This is a genomic window from Commensalibacter nepenthis (genome assembly GCF_029953305.1).
Classification (GTDB): Bacteria; Pseudomonadota; Alphaproteobacteria; order Acetobacterales; family Acetobacteraceae; genus Commensalibacter; species Commensalibacter nepenthis.
Map to the genome: position 1 here is coordinate 1,253,966 of NZ_JASBAN010000001.1, position 26,960 is coordinate 1,280,925.

A 26,960-nucleotide genomic window follows, 5' to 3' on the forward strand; every position below is an offset into this window, starting at 1 on the left:
TTTGTCTATATATTGAAGGAAAATAGGGAAGAAAAGTGACAATAACAGATTCTTTCTTGACTAAATGGCACAAAGAATGTGCCATATTGTGTGTTTTATTATTGCCACTTGCTGCATGTAAAGAACAAAAATCGGCTCCAAAACCACCAGCGAAGGCTAATTTCGTAGTGGCTAATCCTCAAGATGTGGAATTGCTGATTGATTTAACAGGTCGTATTACGCCGATGCGCGTGTCAGAGGTACGCCCACAAGTAAATGGCTATCTTTACAAACGTTTGTTTGAAGAAGGAACGGATGTAACCAAAGATCAACAATTATACCAAGTTGATCCTCGTCCTTATCAAGCAGCATTAGCGAATGCGCAAGGTAAGTTAAACAGTGATCTTGCAACGTTAAGAGCCCAAACTTTAAAGTTGAAACGGTATGGACCTTTGAAAAATATGGATGCCGTCAGTCGTCAGGATTATGATGATACTTTGGCAGCACAAGAATCAACCAAAGCAACCATAGAAAGTGATCGGGCAACCGTTCGACAAGCACAATTGGATTTGGAATATACTGGGATTAACGCAACAATTTCAGGTCGTATCAGTCGTTCTATTCAAACGCAAGGTGCGTTAATGTCAACGAATCAAACCAATCCGATTGCAATTATTACTCAATTAGATCCGATGTTTGTTGATATTATACAACCTACAGCAGAACAGCTGCGCTTACGTAGCCGTATGGCTAATGGCAAGTTAGAAACTTTGCGTGGCGCTGCTCATGTGCCTGTTGATTTAATTTTAGAAGATAATACACGTTATCCATTACAAGCGAATTTGTTATTTACAGAAGTGGTAACTGATCAAGAAACAGGGTCTGTGATTCAACGTGCTATTGTTCGGAATCCTGATAAATTATTGCTTTCTGGGATGTATGTTCGTGCGGTGATGCATGAGGGGATGGAAAAAGCCTTTTTGATTCCTCAAGAAGCTGTCATGCGCGGGTTGGACGAGAAGCCTTATTTGTATACTATCAATAAAGATAATGTCGTAGAGCGTCGTAATATTGAAACGCAACGAATGCAAGAAACCTTTTGGGTTACCACCAAAGGGGTCAACGCAGGTGATAAAATTTTAGTAAGTAATCCAACGTCTTACCGACCTGGGCAAAAGGTTCAACCAAAAGAAGGTCGTACCCCTGTTGGTGTTGTGCCTGAATAAGCGAAAGAATTTGGAATATTAATATGTCTTTATCACGTTTTTTTATTGATAGGCCAATTTTTGCTTGGGTAATAGCAATTCTTATTTCCTTGATGGGAATGATTGCGATTGTTACGTTACCTATTGCACAATGGCCTAATATTGCTCCGCCGCCGATTACGTTGAGTTTTACCTATCCTGGGGCGACGGCGGATACTGTACAACGTACGGTTGTTGATCCTGTCAGTCAGAATTTGTATGGTGTTGACCATCTAGAATATATGTCAACGGTTGCCAATGCCGACGGCACGGCAACGATTACTTTGACTTTTGAGCAAGGAACAAATCCAGACGTTGCACAGGTTCAAGTGTTAAACCGTGTGGATGTTGCACGTTCTTTATTGCCGTCTACTGTTGCGTTGCAAGGGATTCGTATTTCTAAATCTAATAAAAGTTATATGATGTTTTTTGCAATCCAGAGCATGGATCATTCATTGAATGAGGGTGCTTTAGGTGATTTGTTAGCAAGTGATATACAAAATCCAATTACACGTCTAAATGGACTTGGTGATTACACAGCTTTCTCTTCTGAATATGCAATGCGTGTGTGGCTTGATCCTGATAAATTACATAATTATCAATTAAATCCAACGGACGTAATGAATGAAATTTCATCACAAAACTCTGAACAGCCTTTGGGTGAATTTGGTAAGTTGCCAGCACTTCCGGATCAACGATTTGATATTTATACAGGTGGGATTAGACGCCTTGTGACACCAGAAGAATTTGGCAATATTGTTATCAAAACACAAACAGATGGGGCGCGTATCCGACTAAAGGATGTTGCAACAGTTGCCCTTGGTCCAATGAGTTACCAACCTGTTGGAACACTTGATAGTCAGCCGGTTGCTGCTTTCGGGGTGAAATTATCCCCTGGCTTTAATCAATTAGCTTTGTCCAATGCAATTCACAGTAAAATTGAGGAGCTTTCGAAGTATTTCCCACCAAATACAAGATATTTATATCCGCTAGATACATCAAAATATGTTGTTGAATCGATGGAAGAAGTTGTTCATACTTTGATAGAGGCGATTATTCTAGTGATCGTTGTGATGTATGTATTCCTTCAGAATTTTAGAGCAACTTTTATTCCGACGATTGCCGTGCCAGTGGTGTTATTGGGAACGTTTTTTATTCTAGAAATGGCAGGGTTCTCCATTAATACCTTAACTATGTTAGCGTTGGTGTTGGCGATTGGGTTGTTGGTTGATGATGCGATCGTTGTTGTAGAAAACGTAGAACGTGTGATGGAGGAAGAACATTGTGATCCCAAAACAGCGACGCAAAAATCAATGGATCAGATTAGTGGTGCATTGGTAGGTATTGCGCTCGTTTTGTCTGTTGTTTTTATTCCAATGGCATTTTTCAGTGGTTCTGCTGGGGTGGTTTACAGACAGTTCTCTCTTACCATTGTTTCTGCGATGACATTATCTGTTGTTGTTGCGCTGATTTTTACACCTGCTTTATGTGCGACAATCTTAAAACCGCATGATAAAAACGCAAAAACTGGACGTTTTTTTACTTGGTTTAATAGAAATTTTGAAAAAATGGTTGCAGGGTATATCTCTGGCGTTAAAGGTATGATTAACCATACACGTACCACCATGGTTGTGTATTTTGGGTTAACTGTTGGGGCTCTTGCAAGTTTCCACATGTTGCCAGAGGGTTTTTTACCTGATGAAGATCAAGGGGTTGTGTTTTTGCAATCTTCTCTTAGTCCCGGATCATCTGCAGCAATGACTGCGGCGGTTAACAAGCAAATAACAGATTATTTTTTAAAGAATGAAAAACAATATCTGCAATTTGTATATACAGCGATTGGGTTTAACTTTGGTGGACAAGCACAAAGTGCGTCTTTTGGTGTTGCTCGTTTAAAAGACTTTGATCAACGTAGTGGGGGGTATGAATCTTCTGCTCAGGCCGTTGCTGCACGTGCGATGAAGGCATTGGCTGCAATTCCTGGTGCAAACGTATTTGCTGTTCTTCCACCACCTGTAATGGATTTAGGAAGTGCAACAGGGTTTGACTTTGAACTTCTAAATCGTGGACATTTAGATGATGCTACTTTTGCAAAAGCAAGAGATGCGTTGTTGAGTAAAGCACGCGCGGACAAACGTCTAGTTGCTGTGCGTCTTAATGGTTTGCCAGAAGCCCCACAATATTATTTTAATATTGATCGGGACAAAGCACATACTCAAGGTGTCAGTATTGATTCAATTAACCAAACATTATCTATTGCGCTTGGTTCTGGGGATGCTGGTTTATTTAATTTAAGAGGGCGTGTAAAACACGTCTTTGTTCAAGGGGACGTTAAATCTCGTGCGTCACCAGATGATTTGCGCCGTTGGTTTGTCCGTAATAATAATGGCAATATGGTACCTTTAACTGCATTTATTAATGGAGAATGGAAAAGAACACCTCAAAAAGTTGAAACCTATAATGGGTATCCTTCTTTTGAAATCATGGGGCAAGGGGCTCGTGGGGTCAGTAATGGTACTGCCATGCAAATCATGGAGCAATACACCAACGAGGTTGCTAAAGAAATTCCTGGGATTGGTTTCGAATGGACAGGAATGTCTTATGAGCAAGTTCAATCCTCAGGGCAAGCGGGAAAATTATATGCACTCTCTATCTTAGCTGTGTTTTTATCTTTGGCTGCGCTGTATGAAAGCTGGGCTATTCCATTCTCAGTATTGTTGGTTGTTCCTTTGGGGGTTATCGGTGCTGCACTTGCAACGTATTTCCGTGGGTTAGATAACGATATTTACTTCCAAGTTGGATTGTTAACCACTGTCGGTCTGGCAGCTAAGAATGCTATTTTGATTGTTGAATTCGCCAAGGAGCATTTTGATGATGGTAAATCCTTGACGGAATCCGCAATATTGGCTGCTCACGAACGTATTCGTCCTATTTTAATGACTTCATTGGCGTTTGTTTTAGGGGTGATTCCGTTGGCGATTGCGACTGGTGCTGGTGCAGCCAGTCACGTTGCGATTGGTGTGGCGGTTGTTGGTGGTGTGATTACCGCAACTGTGCTTGCTTTATATTTTGTGCCTATTTTCTTTATTTTGGTGCTAAAATTATTCAAAGTGAAACCACATCCAATTAATAAAAATGCGGCAGAGCCTCAGGCTGTTAGTCTGAATAAAACAGAGGAATAGAACAATGGTCGTACAAAATACAAAAACTTGGAAGCGATCTTTGCAAGGAGCAGTTGCCTCGTTACTTGTGGTATCACTTGCTGCATGTACTTTGAGCCCTGACTATAAACGCCCTGCTTCTTCTGTTGCGCAAGAATGGCCTATTGGACCTGCGTATGGTGCACCTTTGACAGAAGGTGCAAAGCTACCGCAGGCTTATAATGTCGGATGGAAAGTTTTCTTTAGAGATCCTGTATTAAGTCAATTGATCTCTATGGCCTTGACCAATAACCGTGATTTGCGTGAAGCAATTGAAAATATTACAGCAACGCATGCCAGTTATATTCAACAAAGAGGCGAGTTATTCCCGCAAGTGAACGCGAATGCTGGGGCGTCCTATCAAACCAGCCCTGGTAAAACATTTGGTGTTGGTGGGATGACTTCTGTTCACGCAAACTCGTTATCAACAGGTCTAGGGATTTCAAATTATGAAATTGATTTGTTTGACCGTATCCGCAGCTTAACACGTGCTGCCAGAGAGCAATATTTGGCACAACAAGAAAGCACAATTTCTGTTCAGATTTCTTTGATTGGTGAAGTTGCAAACAACTATATGGCTTGGCTTGCAGATATGAATAGTTTGCAAACCATTAAGGAAAGCGTTCGTAACCGCGAAAAAAATCTTGCATTGGTTCAAGGGATGAATCGGTATGGGCAACAAAATGCTCAAGCGGTTGCTCAAGCGGTAGAGTTGTTGCAAGAGGCAAAAAGTCAAGAGCAGACTTATCTAAAGCTGGCTGCGAACGATTTGAACAGCTTGACACAACTAGTTGGTCAACCTATTCCACAATCACTCTTACAACAAGCAGGACCTAATCCTTCGTTGGATCATTTTGTTTCTATGCCTGACGTGGGTGCTGGAATGCCATCTGATTTGCTAGAGCGTCGCCCTGACATTCGTTTGGCAGAGCATCAATTAAAAGAAGCAAATGCGAATGTTGGTTTCGCAAGATCTGCTTTTTTCCCTTCTATTCAGTTAACGACCTCAGGGGGAACAGCGGGCTCTACATTTGCTCAAATGTTTGGTCCGTATTCTGCTGCGTGGAGTGTGATGCCAACGATGACTGTGCCTTTGCTGGATTGGGGTAAGAATATTGCTCAATTAAGGTCAGCAAAAGCTAAAGTACGTGCTGCTGCTGCGCATTATCAATCTGTTGTTCAAGTCGCCTTTAAAGAGGTTGCTGATTCTCTTGCAGCTAGAACCACGTTAAAACAAAAGTGGCAAGCTGAATTAGCGTCAGTGAATGCTAGCCAAAAAGATTATAATATTGCTTTGGCACGATATAAAAATGGTATTGATAGTTTTTTACCGACTTTGGTTGCTCAAAGAACGTTGTTGACTGCTAAAGTTACGGCGATTCAATCTCGTCTGCAATATATGCAGAGCCTTTCAACATTGTATAGAACATTGGGTGGGGGATGGAGCGCAGAAAATGCGTTTGAAGCCTCTGCTCAAACGACACAGAATACAATGCAATCTCCTGTTATGAAAAAGTAATATCTATATCACGAGAGAAATAAGAAAAAGGCATCTTATGTAAATAGGGTGCTTTTTTTATTGATAAATAAGATTAAAAAGCATGATAGATATTGATCTTTATGAATGACGGATTTATAAAGATAACCGAGCCATGTTAGATTTACTAAAGGTGATTTAGATTTATATGCGTATTACACCCCCCTGAATATCATTAATTGATATAAATACTTGGATATTTCCAAGCAAGGAACCCTTTTGAATTATCATAAGGGATAGCTGTCTTACGTTTAATTTTTTTCCAAAATTAAATAGTCTGTAAAAGGGCTAATAAAAATTATATAGGATTTTTGTATGCTATTGTCCTCAACGCGACAGGACTGGCTGGGTAACATTCGTGCGGATGTTCTGGCTGGGATCGTTGTTGCTCTTGCGTTGATTCCTGAATCAATTGCTTTCTCTATTTTTGCTGGGGTAGATCCTAGTGTGGGTTTATATTCAGCATTTTGTATTCCTGTTGTGCTTGCTCTTTTTGGCGGCAGACCAGCAATGATTTCTTCATCTACAGGATCGATGGCTTTGTTAATGGGAGGCTTGGTTCAGAGTCACGGATTAAATTATCTATTGGTTGCAGGAATATTGGCAGGTATTTTTCAAATGATTGCTGGTTATTTAAAACTTGGTAATTTGATGCGGTTTGTTTCACATTCAGTGGTGACAGGCTTTGTGAATGCATTGGCTATCCTTATTTTTATGGCGCAGATGAAAGAAATTATCGGTGGAGGATGGCAAGTCTATGTGTTGACTGTGGGTGGATTAGCGATTGTATATTTATTTCCGTATATAACAAAAACTATACCATCGCCTTTGATTTGTATTTTGATTATTACCAGCATTGCCATTGGTTTGGGATGGCATGTTCCAACAGTGGGTAGTAAAGGGCATTTGCCTGATGGGTTGCCTGCTTTATTAATACCCAATGTTCCATTTAATTTAGAAACTTTGTGGATTATTTTGCCTTATTCATTTGGACTGGCGGCAGTTGGACTATTGGAAACAATGATGACAGCAACCATCGTTGATGAATTTACGGAAACGGGTAGTGATAAAAACCGTGAATGTAAAGGGCAAGGAATTGCAAATATTGTTACCAGCTTTTTTGGTGGAATGGCTGGGTGTGCGATGATTGGTCAATCAGTCATTAATATCAAATCAGGTGGACGAGGTCGTTTATCAACGATGGTTGCTGGGGTGTTTTTATTAATCTTGGTGGTGTTTTTAAAGGATTGGGTTGCACGTATCCCGATGGCTGCTTTGGTTGCGATTATGATTATGGTCTCCATTAGCACTTTTTCATGGAAGTCTATTGTTGATTTGCGAACATATCCATTATCAACCAGCTTTATTATGATTTTAACCGTTGCCATTGTCGTAGCGACGGGGAATTTAGCTTATGGTGTTTTTGCGGGAGTATTGGTTGCTTCTTTGACATTTGCGAACAAGGTTTCTCATTTTATGATGGTCAAATCAAATTTGTCAGGGGCGACCAGAACTTATTTTGTGAATGGACAATTATTCTTCGCTTGCGCCAAACGGTTTATTGATAGTTTTGATTATCAAGAAAAACTCGAAAAAGTCATTATTGATGTTAGTCACGCGCATTTGTGGGATATTAGTGCAGTTGATGCGTTGGATAAGGTTGTTATTCAATACAGAAAACTTGATGTCGTTGTTGAGGTAAAAGGTATGAATGATGCTAGCGCAACGATTGTTGATCGTTTTGGTATTTATGATAAACCTGATGAAATTGAAAAAATTATAGGTTAAAGTGTAGTATCAAGTATTAAATTGTTGGGTAACATATGTCTTATGTTACCCAACAATTTATTTTTAGCTTTTTTTGTTTACGAGATATGCATCCATATAATTTTTCATATCTTCAGATTTATTATAAGAATTCCAAAAGTGTACAAAACCTTTTGGATTATTATGATCTAATTTTCGTGTCAAAGTAACGATGGCATCTCCTCCTACTTGTGTTCTCTCAGTGACAGGTGAAGGGTTGAAATCCTGTAACTTATATAAAACATAATTCAAAACATTTTGATCAGGATATGGTATACTGAATCTTCCGTATGTGGATGTGTAATTATTAATAGTTTTAAACGCTGTTTTAAATGAATTTTTATGATATTTCATATTGGGTATTAATAGAATTCCAGAGTTAAACCCTTCTGTTTTTGGAATATCAAAAGTATCTTGCTGAAATAAAACACCACCAGTAGACGTACAATCTTGTATTAAATTATAAGGTTCTATTTGAGCACTGCACTGTTTTGCTGTAGCAGCCTCTTGCAAAAATTCGTAAATATCTTTGTCAAATATAATATCAAGATCACTATATAAAATAGGTTGATAAGAATCTAAAATACCAGAGGATAATATATTGATTCTTGTGCTATAGAAGTCAAGCTTATCATACCCTTGAATATCAATAAAATGAACCTTATGCGCAATCTTCTCTGGAATATAGGATTGTAGATCTTTAGGTGGGGTATTTGTCACTATAAAGATATCATTAGAATAGTTTCCTACAAGGGTAAGGCTTTGTAGCGAGACTTTAAATTGATTTAAAACTTCGCCTTGTCCAAAAAGGATATATATAATGGCAGGTTTGATAAGATATGCTTTATATGCTCTCCAACCAATATTAAAAGAAAAGTTTAAAATGGTTCCATTATATTCATTATTATTATCAATGGCATCTAGAAACTCATTAAAATCTATCAGAAGATCACCAAAGGCAATATGTTGTTGAGTAGATGAATCTGAATTAACTTGTAGAACGTTTTTATTTCCAACAATATGCCATTTATTTTGTACTAATTGGATTAAAGCAGATAGCTCTTTTATAGTTAAAAGACGAAATTCTTCCCATAATAAAGGTGAAGATGTTTCGACAAAACTTATAGTATTCTTATTATACTTGTGTGCTTGCACGAATGAGGAGTTGTATCTTAAACGATAAATATCAGGATGTGCATTTTCAAGAGTAATAAAACCGTTTGGTATAGATCGATTTATTGTGTTAAGTTCAAAATCATACCATAGGTTTTGTTTATCGTTTGTAAAGCTATATTTGTCCATAACTTGACTAAGATAAGCAACTTCCGATAAGTCGGATATATTGATGATTTCTCTAGATGTTAGTCGTCCGTCTTCAAAACAAAGAATTCTGAAGTTATGTGTTAAAATGGCATATAACATATTAATTGATCGCTTGTTTTTGATTCTATATTATTAAAGATAAGGAGATAGCTTATTTGTATAAATAATACAACGCACGAAAGAGCAAAAAAATGAAAGCTATTTATTTACTTTTTGATGCTTTTCAATGGATTGTTTCAAACCATTTAATTTAGGACCTTTTTGAGTTTCAATATAGGTCTTGCCATTCCATCTCCAAACGTCCGCAGCACTGACGGATAAATCATGCATTCCTTTGTGGGTTGCTTTTTCAACGGTAATATCACCTGTAACGGCATCTAATACTTTGACCCATTGATTATTTCTTTTGATATATCCTGTTGTGGAACATCCTCCAGAGCCACATAGGCTTGCTGTTTGAATTTGGGTAAATAACACATTTTTTGGTCTTTTTGTACTGGATAAATTAAGGCTGCCAATAAGCAATAAAGGTTTTTCATTGCGTTGCATGGCAAAATTCATATCTGATTGATTTAATAAACGTGCCGTATTTTCTAATGCAGTTCCTGGTTGAGAGGTTAACATGACCTTGCCCAGAGGTGTCTTTTGAGCATGAGATTGCGTCCTTTTATGACGGCGTGAAACGGCGGCTTCTGCCGAAGATGAAAAAAGGAATGCTGCGATTAAAAAAAGGGAAAGCCATTGGTGTAATTTAGAGTAAGGCGCATATCGATGGAAACTCATGGTATGTTTCTTCCTAAAATATCTAAATATGAAAGTTTAGACCTTATCTTATTTTAATAAATTACTTTAATATATATTTTATTAAAAAAGAAAGATATATAGTATGTGTTGAATAAGTCATATATCTTGATTGTTATAAGGGGGATAATCGTTAATATTTATGGTTATATCAGAAAAACAAGATGAAATATGTGAAACGAATCAAGATCAACTGATTCAAAAATTGGTATTTCCAGAAGGTATAACATTAGAAAGCGGAAAAATAATTGCCCCTTTGGAAATAGCCTATCAAACTTATGGTCAGTTATCAGAATTTAAAGACAATGCCATTTTAATATGCCACGCTTTGACAGGGGATCAGTATGTTGCTGGGATTCACCCTGTTACAAAAAAGCCAGGCTGGTGGAGCAAGATGGTAGGTTCTGGCTTACCCATTGATACAGATAAATATTTTGTTATTTGTACCAATGTCTTGGGAAGTTGTATGGGAACGACGGGTCCTCGTTCTATAAGAGAGGATATTTCTCAACCACGATGTTGGGGGGCTGAATTTCCAGCCATTACCATAAAAGACATGGTGAATACGCAAAAAATACTGATTGATTATTGGGGAATAGAGCGTTTATTTGCCGTGATTGGTGGGTCGATGGGGGGAATGCAGGCATTACAATGGGCGGTGAGTTACCCAGATCAGGTTTATTCTGTAATGCCGATTGCGACTTCTTCTTTTCATTCAGCCCAGAATATTGCTTTTAACGAGGTGGGAAGGCAGGCTATTTTTTCAGATCCTGATTGGCGTGATGGCGAGTATTGGCGTTATGGGGTAACTCCGTATCGTGGTCTGGCTGTGGCTAGAATGATGGCGCATATTACCTATTTATCCGAAGATGCATTAAATCGTAAATTTGGTCGTAAATTACAAGAAAGCCTCAAAGGTTCTTCTTTACCTATTTTTGGAGATATGTTTCAGGTTGAAAGCTATTTGCATTATCAAGGGTCTAATTTTGTCAGACGTTTTGATGCAAATTCTTATGTGACGATTACCAGAGCGATGGATTGGTTTGATTTATCACAAACTCATGATGGTGATTTGGTCAAAGCATTTGCCCCTGTTCAGTCAAGATTTTGTGTGATTTCCTTATCATCTGACTGGTTATTTCCAACGTCTCGATCAAGGGTGATTGTGCAGGCATTAAACCGCGTCGGTGCCAAAGTTTCATTCGTGGAAATTACGACGGACAAAGGGCATGACGCATTTTTATTAGAAGAACCCAACTTAGATTTAACCATTCAAGGGTTTTTAGTAGGAATTGAAGAACAAAGGCGGTTAGAAAATTATGCGTCTTGATCAACGTTGTATAGTGGAGATGATTAAACCACAGTCGAAAATATTGGATATTGGGTGTGGTGATGGTTCTTTGATTGACTATTTATGTCGAGATCATCAGTGCGATGCCAGAGGTATCGAGTTGGATATGGCTTATGTAACACAATGTGTGGGTAAAGGATTACCTGTTATCCAAGGAAATGCAGATTTTGATTTGCAGCATTATCCAACAAATGGTTTTGATTATGTTGTATTGTCTCGGACATTACAGGCGGTTAATCATCCCAAAGAGGTATTACAACAAATGTTACGCATTGGTCGCCATGCCATTGTTTCTTTTCCTAATTTTGGGCATTGGACGTTAAGAGCGCAATTATTATTCAAGGGGCGCATGCCGATGACAACCGTTTGGGGAAAATATTGGTATGAAACCCCAAATATTCATCCTTGTACAATGACAGATTTTGTTCATTTATGTGAGGTAGAAGGACATCGTATAGAACGCTGGATGGCTATTGATGAACAAGGTGAGCGTGCGCCATGGCGTCGTTATGTAAGGCTTGCGAATTTCTTTGGAGAGCAAGCGTTATTTTTGTTAACGCGGTAACTTACTTTATCATTGAAGAAAATTGTAAAGAGGTAAAAGGGCAGCTGATGCCATGCCATTCGTTACAGTTTTCTTCTTTGACAATAGTTATATTTTGATTGGTATGAATAAAAGTAACTTGGCATTGATGCAGATCATCTTTTCTGGGGTCTGGAACGTCTGTGTGGATAACAAAGCGATTTCCTTGTTGTTTCGTATATCCTGATACATAAGCGCCACAATGAACATTCTTGATCTCGAGAATAGAATAAAGCTGATTCAATGGTATTTTTTTAATCTGTAAATATCCCATTGAACCTGTGGCATTGGTTCCAAAGAAAAGGCTGGACTGTGCATGGATACATGATGGATAGATCATGCAAATCATTATTCCCGTTATCAATCGATAATTCTTATACTGATAACGGGACAAGAAATATAAAAATCTAGATATAATATTCTTCAAGAGGGGTAAAGCCATTAAAACAGGTTGAGCAATAGGTAGAAACATACGCTCCTGTATTTAATAATGCAACACGATCCCCAGCCGTGAGTTGTAGAGGCAAATGATAGTTTGTTTTTTGGTATAAAACATCCACACCATCACAAGAGGGACCAGCTAAAATAACAGGACCAGTTGTTGAACCATCATACATTGTTGTAATAGGATAGCGGATGGCTTCTCCTTCTGTTTCTGCCAAGCCACCAAATCGCCCAATGTCAAGATAAATCCAACGAGGACCATTTGCTTTGCCGCGTTGGCTCGATTGTATAATTTCAGTGGATACAACGCCTGCATTGCCAACAATATAACGACCTGGTTCCAAGATAATTCTGGGAATAGTATCCCCAAAATAGTGTGTTAAGCTGTTTTGTATAGTGGTTGTAAATTGACTGATTTCAGGAACATCTTTGTGATATTGTATTGGAAAACCACCCCCTAAATTAATCATTTCCAAATAAATGTCTTGGGTAGCCAAAGCGTTAAATACCACAGCGGATTTTTCGATTGCATGAATATAAGCATGCGGATCAGTTTGTTGGCTGCCGACATGGAATGAAACACCATACGGATAAAGACCAGCTTTTTTGGCTTCTAAGAGCAGCTTTATTGCATGTTCAGTCGTAGTACCGAACTTACCAGATAATGGCCAATCAGCCCCCATATTATCAACGGCAAGACGACAATATACTTTTGCCCCAGGTGCATGTTGTGTTAGTTTTTGTAATTCTTCCAGCGTATCAAAGGCATAAAGTTCGATATTGGCTTGATATGCCGCTTGAATGGCAGAGACTTTTTTAATAGTATTTCCAAAAGATATCTGAGATGGCTTTGCCCCTGCACTCAGACAAGAATGTATTTCTTCCCAAGAGGCAGCATCAAAAAAAGAATTTAAAGTAATAAGTTTATTTAGAATCGGCAGGGCAGGATTTGCCTTGACAGCATAATATATGTCTGCGCTAGGAATGGCGTGATGTAATTGTCGATAATTTTGCTCTATTCGATCAATATCAACAACCAAGCAAGGGGTTGTCAGTTGATTAGCATTTAAAAATTGTGAGATTTTAGGATTCATCAATTTTTATCCCTTATATAGTTCACTCTGTTTGTACAAATCAGAGCGATGTTGCGGAACGGTCAACGGGACCGGCGAAAATAATGGCTTTGAAAGTGTCCATAGCCATTTGCCAGGCGCTTGACGTCGTTGCGTAATTGCTTTTAACAAGCTGGGCACGTGCGTTGCTGCGTTTGTGTCGATATGAGCTTTTTTTATTGTAAAATCAACCATAAAATAAATTTATTTTAACTTGTTTTGATGTTTGTTTTGGTAAGATATTGTTTTTGAATAATCTGGTTATAGAAATTTTATGCTTTTTCATGTAAAAGAAATAAGTATTTGTTAAAATGACAATAAAAAGGTTTGGAAAATAACAGTAATGAGTGACGTTAATCCATCACATTTATCAGAAATTCTTCAAGAAAAAAATTATTCCCCTTTGAAAATTTCTTTTCGTGGATGGAAGTTGATTGTTGTTAATACAGTTAAAACGTTAATTCAGGGACCTTCTATGTTGGTTGCTGCAGGATGTGCTTTTTTTACGACCCTTTCATTATTTCCAACAATTAGTAGCTTAATATCTATGTATGGGCTGGTTTTTGATCCACAAACGGTTGAGCCTCAATTAAACTTTTTGCAACATTTTTTACCCCCATCCGTATATAAATTTTTGCAACAAATGATTCATACGATTATTGACCAAACAGAATCAACTTTGACGATACAGTTGGCAATTTCTATTGTTTTAGCGTTATGGGCTTCTGCAGTAGGAACCAAGGCATTAATCACAGGGCTAAATGTTGTTTATAATAGAAAAGAGGAGCGTAATTTCTTTAAGTTCCAATTATTAGCATTGGCACTGACTTTTTGTGCTATTTTGGGGACGTCTTTAACTTTAGCTACTATTGTCGCAATACCGGCAATTATTAAGCTGCTGCCTTTAAATGTTTTTTACGAAATTATGAATTATTTTCCCAATCTTGATGAGTATTTGCCCGCAATTAATATGGCTCGAACCATCAGTAATATTGTGGTGCTAGTTTTTGTAATTTGGACATTTTCATTAATTTATCGTTTTGGTCCTTGTCGTGCCCTTGTGTTATGGCGTTGGATTTTACCAGGGGCTATTTTATCAACGATTTTATGGTTATTGGCTGCGTTTGGGTTTTCTTTTTACGTTGCGCATCTGGCAAATTTTACCAGTACTTATGGTCCATTAGGAACCATTGCGGCAGTTATGATGTGGTTTTGGGTTTCTTGTTACGTTGTATTGCTGGGGGCTCAGTTTAATTCTAAGATAGAAGAACATATCATAGAAAAAAGCCCGACCTTATGAAAATAGGTCGAACTCTTTGAGATAATTACTGATGTATAATATAGGCTATTCAGGAGCCATAGCAACTTCTGTATTGTCAATCGGGGTGACTGTTACGTGGGCTGTGCCTTGACGTAACATACCAATTTTGCCTGCGGCTGCTTTGGATAGGTCAATGATACGATTGCCCTTATAGGGACCTCTATCATTAATGGTTACAACCACTGAATTACCACTATCTTCAGAGCGGACTAAAACTTTCGTCCCTAGCGGCAATGTTGGGTGCGCAGCTGTAAGCTGTTTACTGTTGAATTTGCTACCAGAAGCAGTTCTTATTCTATTATGCCGTCCACCATACCAGCTGGCAGTACCACTCTCAGCTTGGGTATCGTCTAAATGATAGGCATTGGTTTGAGGTTCAGGATCAGCATTAGCATTAACTGTATCATCTTGGTATAAAGATTTTCTGTAGCGGTTACGGTGAGGTTTAACTTTTGTTTTGGTATGTTTAATTATCTTACGATAGGCACTCTTGTGAGTAGTATGCGCTTGTGCTGTTTGTGCAGCTTGGAATCCGATTCCAGTAATTAAGCAAAGACCCAATAATTTTGTACAACTTCGTCGCATTTTTCTTTCTGTTTACCTTGTTTAATCTCAGTTTTAAGATCACTCAGTAACACTGTCCAAATTGTTATATTTTACTTATCAAAACATCATTTTATCATAAAACACTATAAAGATGGCAAAAAAAAGATTATTTTCAAGTTGTTGCTGTCAAGTGTGGTACATAAGTTTTTACAATTTGGAAAATTAAGATATTTTATTCTTTTAATAAATAAAGTTCTTTATTATATAATATACAGTTTAATCCAAATTTAATTTGGTGTAATCTTAACAGTTGCCTATTAAAAAAAGTAGTTATATTGAGTTAAGATATATTTGTCTGAGAGTGTAACAGGTATGGAATTACCACTGGTATATGTTCTGAATGGACCCAATTTGAATATGCTTGGGATGCGTCAACCCGAAATTTACGGGAGTGCAACCCTTGATGACGTAGAGCAAATTTGTATTCAAAATGCAGAAAATCTTGAGATAGCTATTGATTTTCGTCAGACAAATGACGAGGGTGAGTTGATTTCTTGGATACAAGAATGCAAAGGTAAAGCAAAAGGGATTATTATTAATGCAGGTGCATATAGTCATACCTCGATTGCGACTTTGGATGCATTGCTGTCGGTGGAATTACCTGTTATAGAAGTTCATATTTCTAATATTTATCGTCGAGAATCTTTTCGACATCATTCTTATGTTTCGCATGCAGCAACAGGGGTTATTTGTGGACTAGGTCTGCAAGGATACGCTCTGGCTTTGGCTGCAATCGCTGATCTTATTCTAGAAGAGGATAATTAATGAGCAAGCTGCTCGTCGATGCCGAAGTTATTCGTGCTTTAGCAGATATTTTAACCGAAACCGGTTTAAGTGAAATTGAAATTGCAGAAAAGGATCAACGGATTCGTGTTGCTAGAAACCTTGGTGGCAGCACGGTTGTTGCACCTGTGGCAGCACCTGTTGTTGGTGGTGCGGTAGCCGAACAAGTTGTATCAAATCAAGATTTATCCAAAGATCCTGGGGCTGTTTTAAGCCCAATGATTGGGGTTGCTTATTTGACACCTGAGCCATCTGCGCCTCCGTTTGTAACCGTTGGGCAAATCGTGCAATCAGGGCAAGTCATTTTATTGATTGAAGCAATGAAAACATTTAATCAAATCCGTGCCCATAAATCAGGAAAAATCAAAAATATCCTTGTTTCATCAGGGGATCCTGTTGAATATGGTGAAGTGTTGGTAGTAATAGAATAAAAGAATGTTCTCAAAAATTTTAATTGCTAATCGTGGTGAAATTGCGCTTCGTGTTTTAAGGGCTTGTCGTGAGATGGGTATTAAAACGGTGGCTGTGCATTCAACGGCGGATGCTGACGCGATGCATGTGCGTCTTGCGGATGAAAGTGTTTGTATTGGACCGCCATCCCTTGCAGAAAGTTATTTGAACAAGGCAGCAATTTTGTCTGCGGCAGTGGTAACGGGTGCAGAGGCTATTCATCCAGGATATGGTTTTTTATCCGAAAATGCTGATTTTGCAGAGTTGGTTGAGGAACATGGATTGGTTTTTATTGGTCCATCTCCTCAACATATTCGTACAATGGGTGATAAGATCCAAGCCAAAACAACAATGGAAAGGTTCAATGTCCCATTGGTGCCTGGATCTGACGGGGCATTAAAAAACCTTGCTGATGCTCAAGAAGTTGCTGAAAGAATTAGCTATCCAGTATTAATTAAAGCAACAGCTGGGGGCGGTGGTCGTGGGATGAAAGTTGCCCACAGTGCCGAAGAGCTAGAAGAAGCATGGCAAGTTGCTAGAACAGAAGCAAAAATGGCTTTTGGTAATGATGAAGTTTATATGGAGAAATATCTCGATAAACCTCGTCATATCGAGATTCAAATTATGGCGGATCAACACGGCAATGTTGTGTATCTAGGTGAACGAGATTGCTCTTTACAACGTAGGCATCAAAAAGTACTAGAGGAAGCAACTTCTCCTGTGCTAACCGATGAGCAACGTCAATCAATTGGCGAAATTGCCTCTAATGCGATGCGTGAACTTGGTTATCGCAATGCTGGAACCTTAGAGTTTTTATATCAAGATGGTCATTTTTGTTTTATTGAAATGAACACGCGGTTACAAGTTGAACATCCAGTAACTGAGTTTATTTCAGGTGTTGATCTGGTCAGGGAACAAATTTGCGTTGCTGCTGGTGAAAAGTTAAGCGTTAAACAAGAAGATATTAAATTGCAAGGACATTCAATTGAATGTCGTATTAACGCCGAAGATCCAGAAACATTCGTTCCAAATCCTGGAAAAATCCAAGTGTTCCATGCACCAGGAGGTCTTGGTGTACGTTTAGACAGTGCATTATATGTTGGGTACTCTATTCCGCCTTATTATGACAGCATGATTGCAAAAGTTATCGTTCATGCCCCAGATCGTCCTTCAGCAATTGCACGTATGCAACGTGCTTTGGGGGAAATGGCGATTGACGGCGTGAAAACCACAATTCCTCTACAATTACAAATTCTAGCAGATAAAGAATTTCAAAAAGGGGAATATACCATTCATTGGTTAGAAAACTTTATTGAAAAAAATAAGAAAGTATAAAATACTTTCTTATCATTTTTAGTTATTTATAAGTAATAACAGAATGTAAAGGGACGTCGATTTTTTCACGTCCCTTTAATTCTTTTAATTCAATTAAAGCAGCTGCTCCAACGACGTTTGCACCGACTTTGCGTAATAGCTCAATAGAGGCTTGTAAAGTGCCTCCCGTTGCGAGTAAATCATCAATGACGACAACATTTTGACCGGGTTGAACGGCATCTTCTTGGATATGAAGGCAGTTTTGCCCATATTCTAGATCATAATTCAAAGAAATTGTTTTTCCAGGTAATTTTCCAGGCTTACGAATCATAATCATACCACAGCCTAGCGAAGAGGCTAGGGGGGATGCGCTGACAAAGCCTCTGGATTCAATACCGGCCACTAAATCCGGATTCCATTTTGCAACGCCATTTGCCATACGAGCAGCGGCAATTTGCCATGCGTCAGCATTTCTTAGGAGCGTTGAGATATCATAAAACAATATTCCTTTTTTAGGATAGTCAGGAATAGAGCGTATATATTGTTTTAAATCAATTTTAGGAGGATTGAATGATTCTGATTGTGTTGCGTTCATTTTCTATAGATCGTTCTTTTTATTAATAAAAAAATTAAAAGTAAACCTTTGTATGTAAAAGGTTCACCTTAATAGCGCAATCAATTTTTACATATCTATTTATTTTGGTGAGGATGATATTTGTTTATTATGCCAAGCTTTTTGACCTTGTCGACCCATTTTTTCTAATAATGGCATGATAAATCTGATTAAACCAGGCAGCAGCATCAATGGTTTAATTTGAAGTCCACTCCATTTAGGCAGGAAATATTCCAATTTACGTTGTCGAATGGCTTTGATCACTGTGGAGCAAACAATTTCTGTTGAAAGCGGTGGAGAACAAAAATTAAGGATCGAACCGCCACATTGCATTTCTTTATGCAACATTTGTGTTTCTATCGCGCCGGGGAAGATAGAGGAAACATAGATACGTTTGGGGCGTAATTCTAGTGACAAAGCTAGGGCAAAACCACGCAACCCAAATTTACTGGCGGAATATAAAGCACTATGTTTAAGGGGTAATAATCCACCCAAAGAGTTGATAAAAATAACTGAGCTGTTACGCTTTAATAAAGGGAGTAATCCTTTGGTAATAAGAATAGCACCTGTGAGATTAACCTGTATTTGATTGGCTATCATTTCATCGGTTTGTGTATCTAATGATCCAGGGCTGATTGTACCGGCACTGTGAATTAAAACATTAATTTGCCCAAAGCGAGACCGTATGTCATGGCATAAATAAGCAATTTCATTATTATGGGAAATATCGCAAAGACATCCTGTGACATCCTGGCCAAATTGTAGAGAAATTTGTTCAAGTTGTCTCATATTTCTTGCGATCATGATGATGCGATATTGTTTCTCTCGTAATCGTTTAACTAGGTCTTTGCCTAACCCACCCGTAGCCCCTGTAATCACAGCGACTTTTTTTGAACGTTTAAAAAATTTAAAGCGCATTTGACAAATCTCTGTCCCAGTAAAAATAGAATATATTTAATCTATGATAATTGTGAAAAATTATTTTAATGTGTTTTTTATGCATCTGTAAATGATTATAATAAATTTATTTAATATTTTCGAAGGATGAATAATGAAAAAGATTGTGGTTTTAACTGGCGCAGGGGTCAGCAAGGAATCTGGTCTAGATACTTTTCGAGATGCGAATGGAATCTGGGCAAAATATAATATGGAAGATGTCTGTACACCAGAAGGGTTTCGAAGGAATCCACAAAAGCTTCATGAGTTTTATAATAAATTACGACAAGATTTGCCCAACGTACACCCAAATGCAGCACATATTGCATTGGCTGAACTGGGAAATGCCATTGAGCGGAAACAAATCGAAGCACAATTAACATTGATTACACAAAATATTGACGATTTGCATGAAAGAGCAGGCAGCAAACATCCAATTCATATGCATGGGGATCTGTATCAATTATGGTGTTGCGGATGTGATGCCAAATTGGAGTGGCATCAAGCCTGTTTCATAGATACGCCTTGCCCTTCTTGTGGTCAGAATAAATTACGCCCTGATATTGTGTGGTTTGGTGAGATGCCGTACGATATGGATAAAATTCAAACAGCCTTGTTATCGTGCGATATATTTGTATCGATTGGAACTTCTGGAGTTGTATATCCAGCGGCTGGATTTGTGCAAATGGCTTCGTCTGCACATGCGAAAACAATAGAGTTGAATTTAGAAATTTCAGCAGGAACGTCTCTTTTTAACGAGAGTTTTTTGGGACCAGCCACTCAATTGGTTCCGCAATTTGTAGAGAAGCTATTAAAAGGAGAAATTTGAAAAGGGGATCGATACAAGTATTAGAAAAACTATTGCAAGAGGTAGAGATTTGTCATTTTTGTGAAAGGTTACCCTTTGACCCTAAACCTATTTTACAAGTTGGTTCTTCCAAGGCGCGTTTGTTAATCACAGGTCAAGCCCCAGGAACGCTGGCGCATGAAACTAGAATAACCTTTAATAATTCTTCTGGAGATCGGTTGAGGGAGTGGTTACAAATTGATCGGGAAATATTTTACAATCCATCTTTGATTGCGATTGTTCCGATGGGGTTTTGTTACCTTGGAAAGTTAAAGCATGGCGGTGATCTACCACCACGAAAAGAGTGTGCTCCTCGGTGGTGGAATAAGATATTGCAACAATTATCAGAATTACAAATGATGTTATTGGTCGGCTCGTATGCTCAAAATTATGTGTTAGGTAAAGGCAGGGTGACGAATCGTGTAAAAAATTATAAGGATTATTTACCTAATTTTTTCGTTTGCCTCATTCCTCGTGGCGGACTTTGGCTTGGAAAAAAAGAACCCATATTTTTGAAGATGAGATATTGAATGAGTTGAGGTAAAAAGTGAAACAGATATTAAAGTAAGTGATTATCTTATCCAATAGTTTAAAAACGATATTGTATAAGATAATCATATTAGGATTTAGGTCTGATGGAAAATAGGTATCAAGAAGCCTTGTATCCCCGTGCCGACAATTTGCACGCCAATACATAATAAAACAAGTGCAGCCAAGCGGGATAAAATGCGTGCTCTGGATTTTCCGAGAACTTTCATAATTTTATCGCAAAATGTATATGCTAATAGAATGATAAGGCATACGCTGACAATTGCTACAAGCAATCCACCATAAAAGTTAAATATTTTGGTAATATTTTCAGCAGGTCTGTAAGAGCTTAATGAAATTGCAACAGCGATACAGCCTGGTCCAATTGTAAAAGGCATGGTCAGAGGAAAGAATGCTGCATCAAGTCCATTAGGTAACGCCATCGTTCGCCCACCTTGTTCAGCTTCTTTTTGTTTACGATCTGCGTTTTGTTCTGGTGCGTTGAGCAAAGACCATGCTCTAACGGCAATAACCAATCCACCAGCAATACGAACCGCATGAAGACTGATCCCAAAAAAACGCAGTGCAAATTCACCAATAAACACAGAAAATGCTAGTATGAAAAAGGCATAGATGGCAATTTTTTTTGCTAAAAGCTGACGTTCTGCATCCCCTCGCTCTTCGGTAACTTGATAAAAAATGAGGCAAGAACCAAGCGGATCCGCAATTGGAATTAATGCAAAGAATGCAAATAAAAAACTGCCAGAAACGCTTGTAAAAGTATGGAGTAAAGGGAGGGATTCAGTAAGATGCATAATTTTACTTTGATATCATAAATGGAAAGATAGGATCTGAGTATATCTTTCCATGTTGTTTTTGAATATTTTCTCTTATAGATTACTCTTGTTCAGATGCAAGGGATTCTTCTGGTTCTGATTTCTCCAATCTTGGTGTTGTGGCAATTTTGCTGATTTCATTTAGATATTGCGATAAAATATCGCTTTTAACCGCATCTACACTGCTGGTTGGATTGACATAACAGGTAATTGAAATAACCAGAGCAATTTCTGTAATACTGTCAACTAAAACACTGGGTTTGGGTGTTTCAACGACCTCGGGATGATTATTCATAATCTCTAAAATAAGATTTTTGGCGATTTCCAGTTGCTTGGGTGTAATGACAGGGAGTTTGATTGAAATTAATCCCATGTGACGGCTGCGGGTAGAGTTTTGAACTGATGAAGTGATAAGTTGAGAATTTGGTACGATAAGGGTTGAAAAATCACTGAGTTGTATTTCAGTTGCACGTACTTTAATACTTTTAACCGTGCCTTTGACTCCACCAACGGTCACAGTATCGCCAAGGCGAACGGGACGCTCGGTTAAGAGAATGAGACCCGAGACAAAATTCTGAACAATTGCTTGTAAACCAAAACCAATACCAACAGACAATGCGCTGACGATCCAAGTGATATTCTGTGTTGTGACCCCAAGTGTGGATAAAATAATGACTGCAACAATAATCCAGCAACAATAATTAAAGATCGTGTCGATGGAGTTGCGTGTTGCATGATCCAATGTTGTTTTTGGAAATAATTTCTCATTAAGCCAATTTCGAATAATACCAATACAGTAAATGCTGACAATAAAGATGATAAATGCTTGGGTAATAGAAGCAAAAGAAATCGAAATATTTCCGATTTTTTGAGTTTGTAAAATCAGAGATAAATGTTGAGCAAATATTACGAGATCAAAATTTCCTGGTGATAGGAAAGAGGCAATAATTAATAATACAGTTAAAACGGTGATGGCTCCGGTAATAACGGTGGCAAGTTGCTCCATACGTTGAGGCTTAATGCCTAATAAGCGAATTTTTTGCCCCACCCATCTATCTGGATCGAAGAATAAGTTGGTTATGTCAATTAAGAGGATTTTAAGTAAGCTCAAAGTACTAAAAACGAGAATGACCCAGTTTAACCAAACGGACATTGAATAACCAAGATGGATATATCCTGTTAAAACAGTAATAATAGATATTATACAGAAAATAGGTAATCCAATGGCGATAAAGAAGAAACCAAGACCTGGACCGTTATTTGTTCCAGAGGATAATCTTTCGCTGCCTATTTGTCGCAATTTAATGGGAATGGATAAAAATAAAAAAGCAGCCAGAATGGTAAAAAACCCGTTACATAATTGTTGTGCAAAGATGCTGACACCGCTTGTAGAATTAATATACTTTACGACACCTAGTAAAAAAACCATCAAAGCATAAATGATGGGTAATATATTAACGGCTTGAGCTGTTTTATCGCCAATCGGTAATAATCGCCATTGTGGGCTTTTTACAGCCAGAAATCCACGATATAACCCTAAAATAAATCCACAAAAATAAAGTTGATGGATAATATGTTGTGAAAACTCATAGGCAGAATGGTTAATATTATCTTGATATCCCAAAGACGCAAAAATAACCGTTGCGGACACCCCAGCAGTAATAGAGGATAAAATTGCAGCACAAAGTGTCATTAAGCTACGTCTTAGACGCGTAGGGGGTACAGTCCTTTCAACAATTTTGGTAATAATTTTTTCGATAAAAGGGCGAGCGAAGAATATGATTAATAACGCAACAAGGATTCCCCCTAACATCTGTACACGGCTAAATGAATCATTATTCCATGTTTGTGAAAATAAATTACTGAAATCGGTATAGATTTTAGTTAGTCGTGCTTGATCAGATTTATGATATAAGTTTATCTGCACCCAAAAATCCCCACTTAAAGGAGAGGGAAGGTGGGTAAACATTTGCACTTGCTGAATGTTATCAAGGGCTTGTTGAATTCGTGCAATCTGACTATTGGCTTCAAGCTGAATGATGGTTGCTTGTTGAATTTTCAATTGTAAATCGCGACGGTTTTTCGCCAAAGATTGTTGGTAATCATCGACCGTTGCATTGCTGGGATCAGTGGTGGTTTTGTTTTCATCAGCCTTGGTCGTTGTGGTGTCTTTGGTTGTCTCCAATACTTTTAAGGCATTTGTGTATCCTGCTAGTCGAGGTTGTAAAACCTTAATAAGATCGGTTGCAGTTATTGAGATGTCTTGAACTTGACTTAATAAATTTTTAAAAGCATTTCGATCCTCAGATTTCCCCATCGATTGTAAGGATTTGCTGATTGATTTTAATTGCTTTGTCATTGAATCAAGTTGTGGTTGTGTTGTCGTATCAGGAAGATTCACAAAAACAGAAGGGGTAGAGGAACTACTCGTTGTCGTGGTTGTGGTAGTTTGTTGAGCAAGGGCTAAGTTTGCACTGTTAGTACTTACCCCCAGCGTCAATAATAATATAAAAAAAGAACGTATAATGAGTCTCATGAATATGCTTTCTGATAAGAAAAGAAAAAAAGATATTTATGTTAAGTATTATAAAAAGAAATGTTTTTATCAGGGAATTTTATAATCTTTCTTATAAAAAACCATAGTTTATCTGGATAAAAAATCAAGTTTTCTTGTGATATTTTTGTAAATAGGCATTCGTTAATATTCCAAATTACCAAATTTAACCCAAAGTAACTCAAATATTGCCATACCTTCAATAAGTCTTAAAATGGTCTTGTCGCAAAGTTTTAATTATAGGGGTTTTTAATATTATTTCTTCAAAATAGGATTTTTTAATTTATTGAATTATATAGATATTTTATAATAGCTAATGCTAGTAAAAACTTAAAATTTTATAAAGATTAAACTTTGCGACAAAACCGTAATTTAGGTAATGGGTAATATATGAATACTGCTGATACTATTTATCGATTAGTTGAGTCATATCAATATGAGAAGGAAATCAAGAAAAGTATTTTCCTTGCATATGCGATCCCAGTGGCATCAGAAGAACAAGCACAGGAATGGTTGCAAAAAATCAGCGTGCCAGAGGCAACTCATAATTGCTGGGCATATCGAATTGGACAGAACTATCGCAGCGACGATGACGGTGAGCCGTCAGGAACCGCTGGGCGCCCCATTTTGCAAGTTATTGAGAAGCAAAATTTCGATCAGCTGTTGATTTTGGTTATTCGATGGTTTGGTGGGATTAAACTTGGCGCGGGAGGATTAATCCGAGCCTATAGCGGTACTGCAGCAGAGTGTTTGCGCCAAGCACCCCGTATAGAATATATTCCGCAAAAAACAGCAAGTATTTTATGTTCTTTTTCAGATTATGAATTGCTAAAAGCGCGTATGGCTGAATACGATGCCCAAATTATCAATGAAGCGTTTGGGGCAGAGGTGGAAATGAAAATCACTGTTCCTGAAGATGCTTATATAGCACTATATGAACGTGTGTTGGATATTACACGGGGGCAGGCTGTTATTGTGGAATGTTGATAATACACAGAATTTTGCGTTGCTTTTAACGCTTTAAAACGTCGAGTATATGTGGAATAGAAATCTGATGAGAGGCCCATGCTGGGGGAATTCCTTCATTTTCAGAATTGCTCTGTGTAATGATACATTGATAAGGTAAATCTGCTACCATCGCAATTTGACGATAACACCAACGTACTAACGTATGTGGCATTAATTCAATGATTTGAGTACCTGGTTTACAAAAAACCATATTGGCTAACCCTGCTCCGTGTGCCCCGATAATATGGTCAGCATTGGCGAATAGATGTAATTGTTCATCAAAAGTCAGATACTCTAATTGAATAATTGCAAACTCATGTTGTTCTAAAATTTCGATAAGTTCATCTTCATTTTGTAATACACGATTAGAAGCCGCCCGCCGATCAATATAAAATTTTGTGGGTAAAGGCACCTCTAAAGGATCCAATACAAGGCTTAATTGCCGAAAAAAAGAAATAACACCTGAATGTGTATATCCAAAAAATACGGCAACAGCGTTCCATGGAAAAAATATTTTTTCAACTTCTATAGACTGTCCCCATTGAATCTTTTTAATTTCAATGGCTCGATCTCCAAAAACGAGTTTTAAAGCTACTTTAACAGCTCTATACTCAACATCAGTCAAATGATGGGGGATTAATACGCCATCGATCATTATGGCTTCATAAGGATTAATTTGAAATAGTTTCCCTATATTCATCACCAAACAATGATAATAATTATCTTGATTGGAAGATAATAAAGAAAGCCAACAGCCCGTAATTTTTTCTTGGGGTTTTGGAATGGCGACATGATGTGGATCGGTATATTGGAACAAATCCAAAGAAGATTGTGCATGATCGAATGTATCTGCGACCATACGACCATCGTGCGTTCGAATAAGACCGCTCTCAGAGCTAATAACAACTTGTTCGAACAATAAATTATAAGCAACATGTCGATAAGGGGGGGTGGTATCCCATTCGTCCTCTAATGAGAACTGCTGAAGACGATGATATGAAGAGGAAAAGTCAGGTTTGACCCATTCTTTATTATCTTTGATCGCTCTGATTATTTTTACCTCTGGATCAAAATCAGGGGGTGCCAATCGAAATATAAAAGAAGAAGGCAAATACTCAATCATATCATTGTCCCAATTGTAAAATTAAATCAATCCTTCAGCTTTAAATGCTGCTTGTACACCTTGATCTTTTTGCATTTTATTAAAATAGTTTTGTAAATTGGTAAAACCAGACAAATCGATATTCAAACGTTTTGCCCAAGTCAAAGTCATAAAGAAATACGGATCTGCAACACTACGGAAGCCCGCAATCCATTCTTTACCATTTAACTGTTCGTTAGCTTGTTCAAATAGCTTGTGCAAAATTGTACGAGCACCTTTTGATAATGCCTCAATCACAGCAGGATCGGAACTATATTTTGTGCCACCAAAAATCAATGTAAATTTGGGGTGAACATCAGAATTTACAAAAGATAACCAACGTAAAGCCTCTGTTTTTTGTTGTAGACTGCCATCACCTAACAATTTGGCATTCGGAAAAGATTCCGCAATATAGGTTAAAATTGCAACATTTTGGGTTATAACAAAATCCCCGTCTACTAAAACAGGGATTTGACCCATTGGATTTAATTCTAAAAATTTAGGATCTTTTAATAATTCAGGGGTTACATTATGAGATACAAACTTGGCATCACACCAACATAATGCAATATGATCTGCGGTAGAGCATGCGCCTGGTTTTGTATATAATTTCATGGTTATATTCCTTTTTGTTAAATTATTT

General features: G+C 37.8%; 24 protein-coding genes. 13 read left to right on the plus strand and 11 right to left on the minus strand.

Annotation, left to right across the window (positions count from 1 at the left end):
• The first annotated feature begins 35 nt into the window (after positions 1-35).
• The 4 genes from QJV33_RS05805 (at position 36) to QJV33_RS05820 (ending at position 7,748) form a co-directional block, all read left to right on the plus strand.
• Positions 36-1,205 (plus strand): efflux RND transporter periplasmic adaptor subunit, encoded by a 1,170-nt coding sequence (locus tag QJV33_RS05805; RefSeq protein WP_281462427.1) that lies wholly within the window; start codon positions 36-38, stop codon positions 1,203-1,205.
• A 23-nt stretch (positions 1,206-1,228) separates the two neighbouring features.
• Positions 1,229-4,405 (plus strand): efflux RND transporter permease subunit, encoded by a 3,177-nt coding sequence (locus QJV33_RS05810; protein ID WP_281462428.1) that lies wholly within the window; start codon positions 1,229-1,231, stop codon positions 4,403-4,405.
• Between the two features lie 4 nt (positions 4,406-4,409).
• Positions 4,410-5,942 (plus strand): efflux transporter outer membrane subunit, encoded by a 1,533-nt coding sequence (locus QJV33_RS05815; protein WP_281462429.1) that lies wholly within the window; start codon positions 4,410-4,412, stop codon positions 5,940-5,942.
• A gap of 333 nt (positions 5,943-6,275) precedes the next feature.
• Complete coding sequence (locus tag QJV33_RS05820; protein ID WP_281462430.1) at positions 6,276-7,748, plus strand: SulP family inorganic anion transporter; 1,473 nt, start codon at positions 6,276-6,278, stop codon at positions 7,746-7,748.
• A 63-nt stretch (positions 7,749-7,811) separates the two neighbouring features.
• Here the strand turns inward: QJV33_RS05820 and QJV33_RS05825 are convergent, their stop codons facing one another.
• Positions 7,812-9,188: a glycosyltransferase gene (locus QJV33_RS05825; RefSeq protein ID WP_281462431.1), complete on the minus strand. Its 1,377-nt coding sequence runs from the start codon at positions 9,186-9,188 to the stop codon at positions 7,812-7,814.
• A 99-nt stretch (positions 9,189-9,287) separates the two neighbouring features.
• Positions 9,288-9,872: a hypothetical protein gene (locus QJV33_RS05830; protein ID WP_281462432.1), complete on the minus strand. Its 585-nt coding sequence runs from the start codon at positions 9,870-9,872 to the stop codon at positions 9,288-9,290.
• Positions 9,873-10,032: 160 nt separating this feature from the next.
• Here QJV33_RS05830 and metX point away from each other — a divergent pair, with 160 nt between their 5' ends.
• Positions 10,033-11,220, plus strand: a complete 1,188-nt coding sequence (gene metX / locus QJV33_RS05835) for a homoserine O-acetyltransferase MetX (protein WP_281462433.1) — start codon at positions 10,033-10,035, stop codon at positions 11,218-11,220.
• On the plus strand, positions 11,210-11,806 hold the full coding sequence (metW, locus tag QJV33_RS05840) for a methionine biosynthesis protein MetW (RefSeq protein ID WP_281462434.1): 597 nt from the start codon (positions 11,210-11,212) through the stop codon (positions 11,804-11,806). Before metX ends, metW begins: the two co-directional genes overlap by 11 nt.
• A gap of 1 nt (position 11,807) precedes the next feature.
• Here the strand turns inward: metW and QJV33_RS05845 are convergent, their stop codons facing one another.
• Both QJV33_RS05845 and QJV33_RS05850 read right to left on the minus strand, forming a co-directional pair.
• The gene (locus QJV33_RS05845; RefSeq protein ID WP_281462435.1) at positions 11,808-12,164 is read right to left on the minus strand and encodes a hypothetical protein; all 357 of its coding nucleotides are present in this window, start codon (positions 12,162-12,164) and stop codon (positions 11,808-11,810) included.
• A gap of 67 nt (positions 12,165-12,231) precedes the next feature.
• Positions 12,232-13,362 (minus strand): type III PLP-dependent enzyme, encoded by a 1,131-nt coding sequence (locus QJV33_RS05850; protein ID WP_281462436.1) that lies wholly within the window; start codon positions 13,360-13,362, stop codon positions 12,232-12,234.
• A gap of 361 nt (positions 13,363-13,723) precedes the next feature.
• Between QJV33_RS05850 and QJV33_RS05855 the strand changes: the two genes are divergently transcribed.
• Entirely contained in the window at positions 13,724-14,680 is a 957-nt protein-coding gene (locus QJV33_RS05855; RefSeq protein ID WP_281462437.1) for a YihY/virulence factor BrkB family protein, read from the plus strand.
• 45 nt (positions 14,681-14,725) lie between these two features.
• Here the strand turns inward: QJV33_RS05855 and QJV33_RS05860 are convergent, their stop codons facing one another.
• Positions 14,726-15,286, minus strand: coding sequence for a septal ring lytic transglycosylase RlpA family protein (locus QJV33_RS05860; RefSeq protein WP_281462438.1), 561 nt, complete (start codon positions 15,284-15,286; stop codon positions 14,726-14,728).
• A 333-nt stretch (positions 15,287-15,619) separates the two neighbouring features.
• Here QJV33_RS05860 and aroQ point away from each other — a divergent pair, with 333 nt between their 5' ends.
• The 3 genes from aroQ to accC are packed head-to-tail and all read left to right on the plus strand — an operon-like array spanning position 15,620 to position 17,875.
• Positions 15,620-16,072, plus strand: a complete 453-nt coding sequence (gene aroQ, locus QJV33_RS05865; protein ID WP_281462439.1) for a type II 3-dehydroquinate dehydratase — start codon at positions 15,620-15,622, stop codon at positions 16,070-16,072.
• Positions 16,072-16,521, plus strand: coding sequence for an acetyl-CoA carboxylase biotin carboxyl carrier protein (locus QJV33_RS05870; RefSeq protein WP_281462440.1), 450 nt, complete (start codon positions 16,072-16,074; stop codon positions 16,519-16,521). Before aroQ ends, QJV33_RS05870 begins: the two co-directional genes overlap by 1 nt.
• 4 nt (positions 16,522-16,525) lie before the next feature.
• Positions 16,526-17,875, plus strand: a complete 1,350-nt coding sequence (gene accC, locus QJV33_RS05875) for an acetyl-CoA carboxylase biotin carboxylase subunit (protein WP_281462441.1) — start codon at positions 16,526-16,528, stop codon at positions 17,873-17,875.
• 22 nt (positions 17,876-17,897) lie between these two features.
• Here accC and QJV33_RS05880 read toward each other — a convergent pair whose 3' ends face one another.
• Positions 17,898-18,449, minus strand: coding sequence for an adenine phosphoribosyltransferase (locus QJV33_RS05880; RefSeq protein ID WP_281462442.1), 552 nt, complete (start codon positions 18,447-18,449; stop codon positions 17,898-17,900).
• Positions 18,450-18,548: 99 nt separating this feature from the next.
• The gene (locus QJV33_RS05885; RefSeq protein WP_281462443.1) at positions 18,549-19,385 is read right to left on the minus strand and encodes an SDR family NAD(P)-dependent oxidoreductase; all 837 of its coding nucleotides are present in this window, start codon (positions 19,383-19,385) and stop codon (positions 18,549-18,551) included.
• 133 nt (positions 19,386-19,518) lie between these two features.
• Between QJV33_RS05885 and QJV33_RS05890 the strand changes: the two genes are divergently transcribed.
• Positions 19,519-20,232 carry an NAD-dependent deacylase gene (locus QJV33_RS05890; protein WP_281462444.1) on the plus strand — a complete coding sequence of 238 codons (714 nt, stop codon included), beginning with the start codon at positions 19,519-19,521 and terminating at the stop codon, positions 20,230-20,232.
• Positions 20,229-20,780, plus strand: a complete 552-nt coding sequence (locus QJV33_RS05895) for a uracil-DNA glycosylase family protein (RefSeq protein WP_281462445.1) — start codon at positions 20,229-20,231, stop codon at positions 20,778-20,780. Before QJV33_RS05890 ends, QJV33_RS05895 begins: the two co-directional genes overlap by 4 nt.
• Before the next feature lie 96 nt (positions 20,781-20,876).
• Here QJV33_RS05895 and QJV33_RS05900 read toward each other — a convergent pair whose 3' ends face one another.
• Together QJV33_RS05900 and QJV33_RS05905 are read right to left on the minus strand one after the other, a co-directional pair.
• Positions 20,877-21,593, minus strand: coding sequence for a MarC family protein (locus tag QJV33_RS05900; protein WP_281462446.1), 717 nt, complete (start codon positions 21,591-21,593; stop codon positions 20,877-20,879).
• Between the two features lie 82 nt (positions 21,594-21,675).
• Positions 21,676-24,150 (minus strand): mechanosensitive ion channel domain-containing protein, encoded by a 2,475-nt coding sequence (locus QJV33_RS05905; RefSeq protein ID WP_281462447.1) that lies wholly within the window; start codon positions 24,148-24,150, stop codon positions 21,676-21,678.
• A gap of 408 nt (positions 24,151-24,558) precedes the next feature.
• On the opposite strand from QJV33_RS05905, the gene QJV33_RS05910 reads away from it, so the two are divergent.
• The gene (locus tag QJV33_RS05910) at positions 24,559-25,155 is read left to right on the plus strand and encodes an IMPACT family protein (protein ID WP_281462448.1); all 597 of its coding nucleotides are present in this window, start codon (positions 24,559-24,561) and stop codon (positions 25,153-25,155) included.
• A gap of 25 nt (positions 25,156-25,180) precedes the next feature.
• On the opposite strand, the gene QJV33_RS05915 is transcribed toward QJV33_RS05910, so the two are convergent.
• Positions 25,181-26,299: a glycosyltransferase family 61 protein gene (locus tag QJV33_RS05915; RefSeq protein ID WP_281462449.1), complete on the minus strand. Its 1,119-nt coding sequence runs from the start codon at positions 26,297-26,299 to the stop codon at positions 25,181-25,183.
• A 21-nt stretch (positions 26,300-26,320) separates the two neighbouring features.
• Positions 26,321-26,932, minus strand: a complete 612-nt coding sequence (locus QJV33_RS05920) for a glutathione S-transferase family protein (RefSeq protein WP_281462450.1) — start codon at positions 26,930-26,932, stop codon at positions 26,321-26,323.
• Between the last annotated feature and the right edge of the window lie 28 nt (positions 26,933-26,960).

What these genes read in the sequence shown, in the direction of transcription:
- QJV33_RS05920 (WP_281462450.1), bottom strand. Translation starts at nt 26,932, where the DNA reads ATGAAATTATATACAAAACCAGGCGCATGCTCTACCGCAGATCATATT.
- aroQ (WP_281462439.1), top strand. Translation starts at nt 15,620, where the DNA reads ATGGAATTACCACTGGTATATGTTCTGAATGGACCCAATTTGAATATG.
- QJV33_RS05890 (WP_281462444.1), top strand. Translation starts at nt 19,519, where the DNA reads ATGAAAAAGATTGTGGTTTTAACTGGCGCAGGGGTCAGCAAGGAATCT.
- QJV33_RS05815 (WP_281462429.1), top strand. Translation starts at nt 4,410, where the DNA reads ATGGTCGTACAAAATACAAAAACTTGGAAGCGATCTTTGCAAGGAGCA.
- metW (WP_281462434.1), top strand. Translation starts at nt 11,210, where the DNA reads ATGCGTCTTGATCAACGTTGTATAGTGGAGATGATTAAACCACAGTCG.
- QJV33_RS05810 (WP_281462428.1), top strand. Translation starts at nt 1,229, where the DNA reads ATGTCTTTATCACGTTTTTTTATTGATAGGCCAATTTTTGCTTGGGTA.
- QJV33_RS05905 (WP_281462447.1), bottom strand. Translation starts at nt 24,150, where the DNA reads ATGAGACTCATTATACGTTCTTTTTTTATATTATTATTGACGCTGGGG.
- QJV33_RS05915 (WP_281462449.1), bottom strand. Translation starts at nt 26,299, where the DNA reads ATGATTGAGTATTTGCCTTCTTCTTTTATATTTCGATTGGCACCCCCT.
- metX (WP_281462433.1), top strand. Translation starts at nt 10,033, where the DNA reads ATGGTTATATCAGAAAAACAAGATGAAATATGTGAAACGAATCAAGAT.
- QJV33_RS05910 (WP_281462448.1), top strand. Translation starts at nt 24,559, where the DNA reads ATGAATACTGCTGATACTATTTATCGATTAGTTGAGTCATATCAATAT.
- QJV33_RS05845 (WP_281462435.1), bottom strand. Translation starts at nt 12,164, where the DNA reads ATGATCTATCCATCATGTATCCATGCACAGTCCAGCCTTTTCTTTGGA.
- QJV33_RS05825 (WP_281462431.1), bottom strand. Translation starts at nt 9,188, where the DNA reads ATGTTATATGCCATTTTAACACATAACTTCAGAATTCTTTGTTTTGAA.
- QJV33_RS05850 (WP_281462436.1), bottom strand. Translation starts at nt 13,362, where the DNA reads ATGAATCCTAAAATCTCACAATTTTTAAATGCTAATCAACTGACAACC.
- accC (WP_281462441.1), top strand. Translation starts at nt 16,526, where the DNA reads ATGTTCTCAAAAATTTTAATTGCTAATCGTGGTGAAATTGCGCTTCGT.
- QJV33_RS05820 (WP_281462430.1), top strand. Translation starts at nt 6,276, where the DNA reads ATGCTATTGTCCTCAACGCGACAGGACTGGCTGGGTAACATTCGTGCG.
- QJV33_RS05885 (WP_281462443.1), bottom strand. Translation starts at nt 19,385, where the DNA reads ATGCGCTTTAAATTTTTTAAACGTTCAAAAAAAGTCGCTGTGATTACA.
- QJV33_RS05860 (WP_281462438.1), bottom strand. Translation starts at nt 15,286, where the DNA reads ATGCGACGAAGTTGTACAAAATTATTGGGTCTTTGCTTAATTACTGGA.
- QJV33_RS05870 (WP_281462440.1), top strand. Translation starts at nt 16,072, where the DNA reads ATGAGCAAGCTGCTCGTCGATGCCGAAGTTATTCGTGCTTTAGCAGAT.
- QJV33_RS05830 (WP_281462432.1), bottom strand. Translation starts at nt 9,872, where the DNA reads ATGAGTTTCCATCGATATGCGCCTTACTCTAAATTACACCAATGGCTT.
- QJV33_RS05880 (WP_281462442.1), bottom strand. Translation starts at nt 18,449, where the DNA reads ATGAACGCAACACAATCAGAATCATTCAATCCTCCTAAAATTGATTTA.
- QJV33_RS05900 (WP_281462446.1), bottom strand. Translation starts at nt 21,593, where the DNA reads ATGCATCTTACTGAATCCCTCCCTTTACTCCATACTTTTACAAGCGTT.
- QJV33_RS05855 (WP_281462437.1), top strand. Translation starts at nt 13,724, where the DNA reads ATGAGTGACGTTAATCCATCACATTTATCAGAAATTCTTCAAGAAAAA.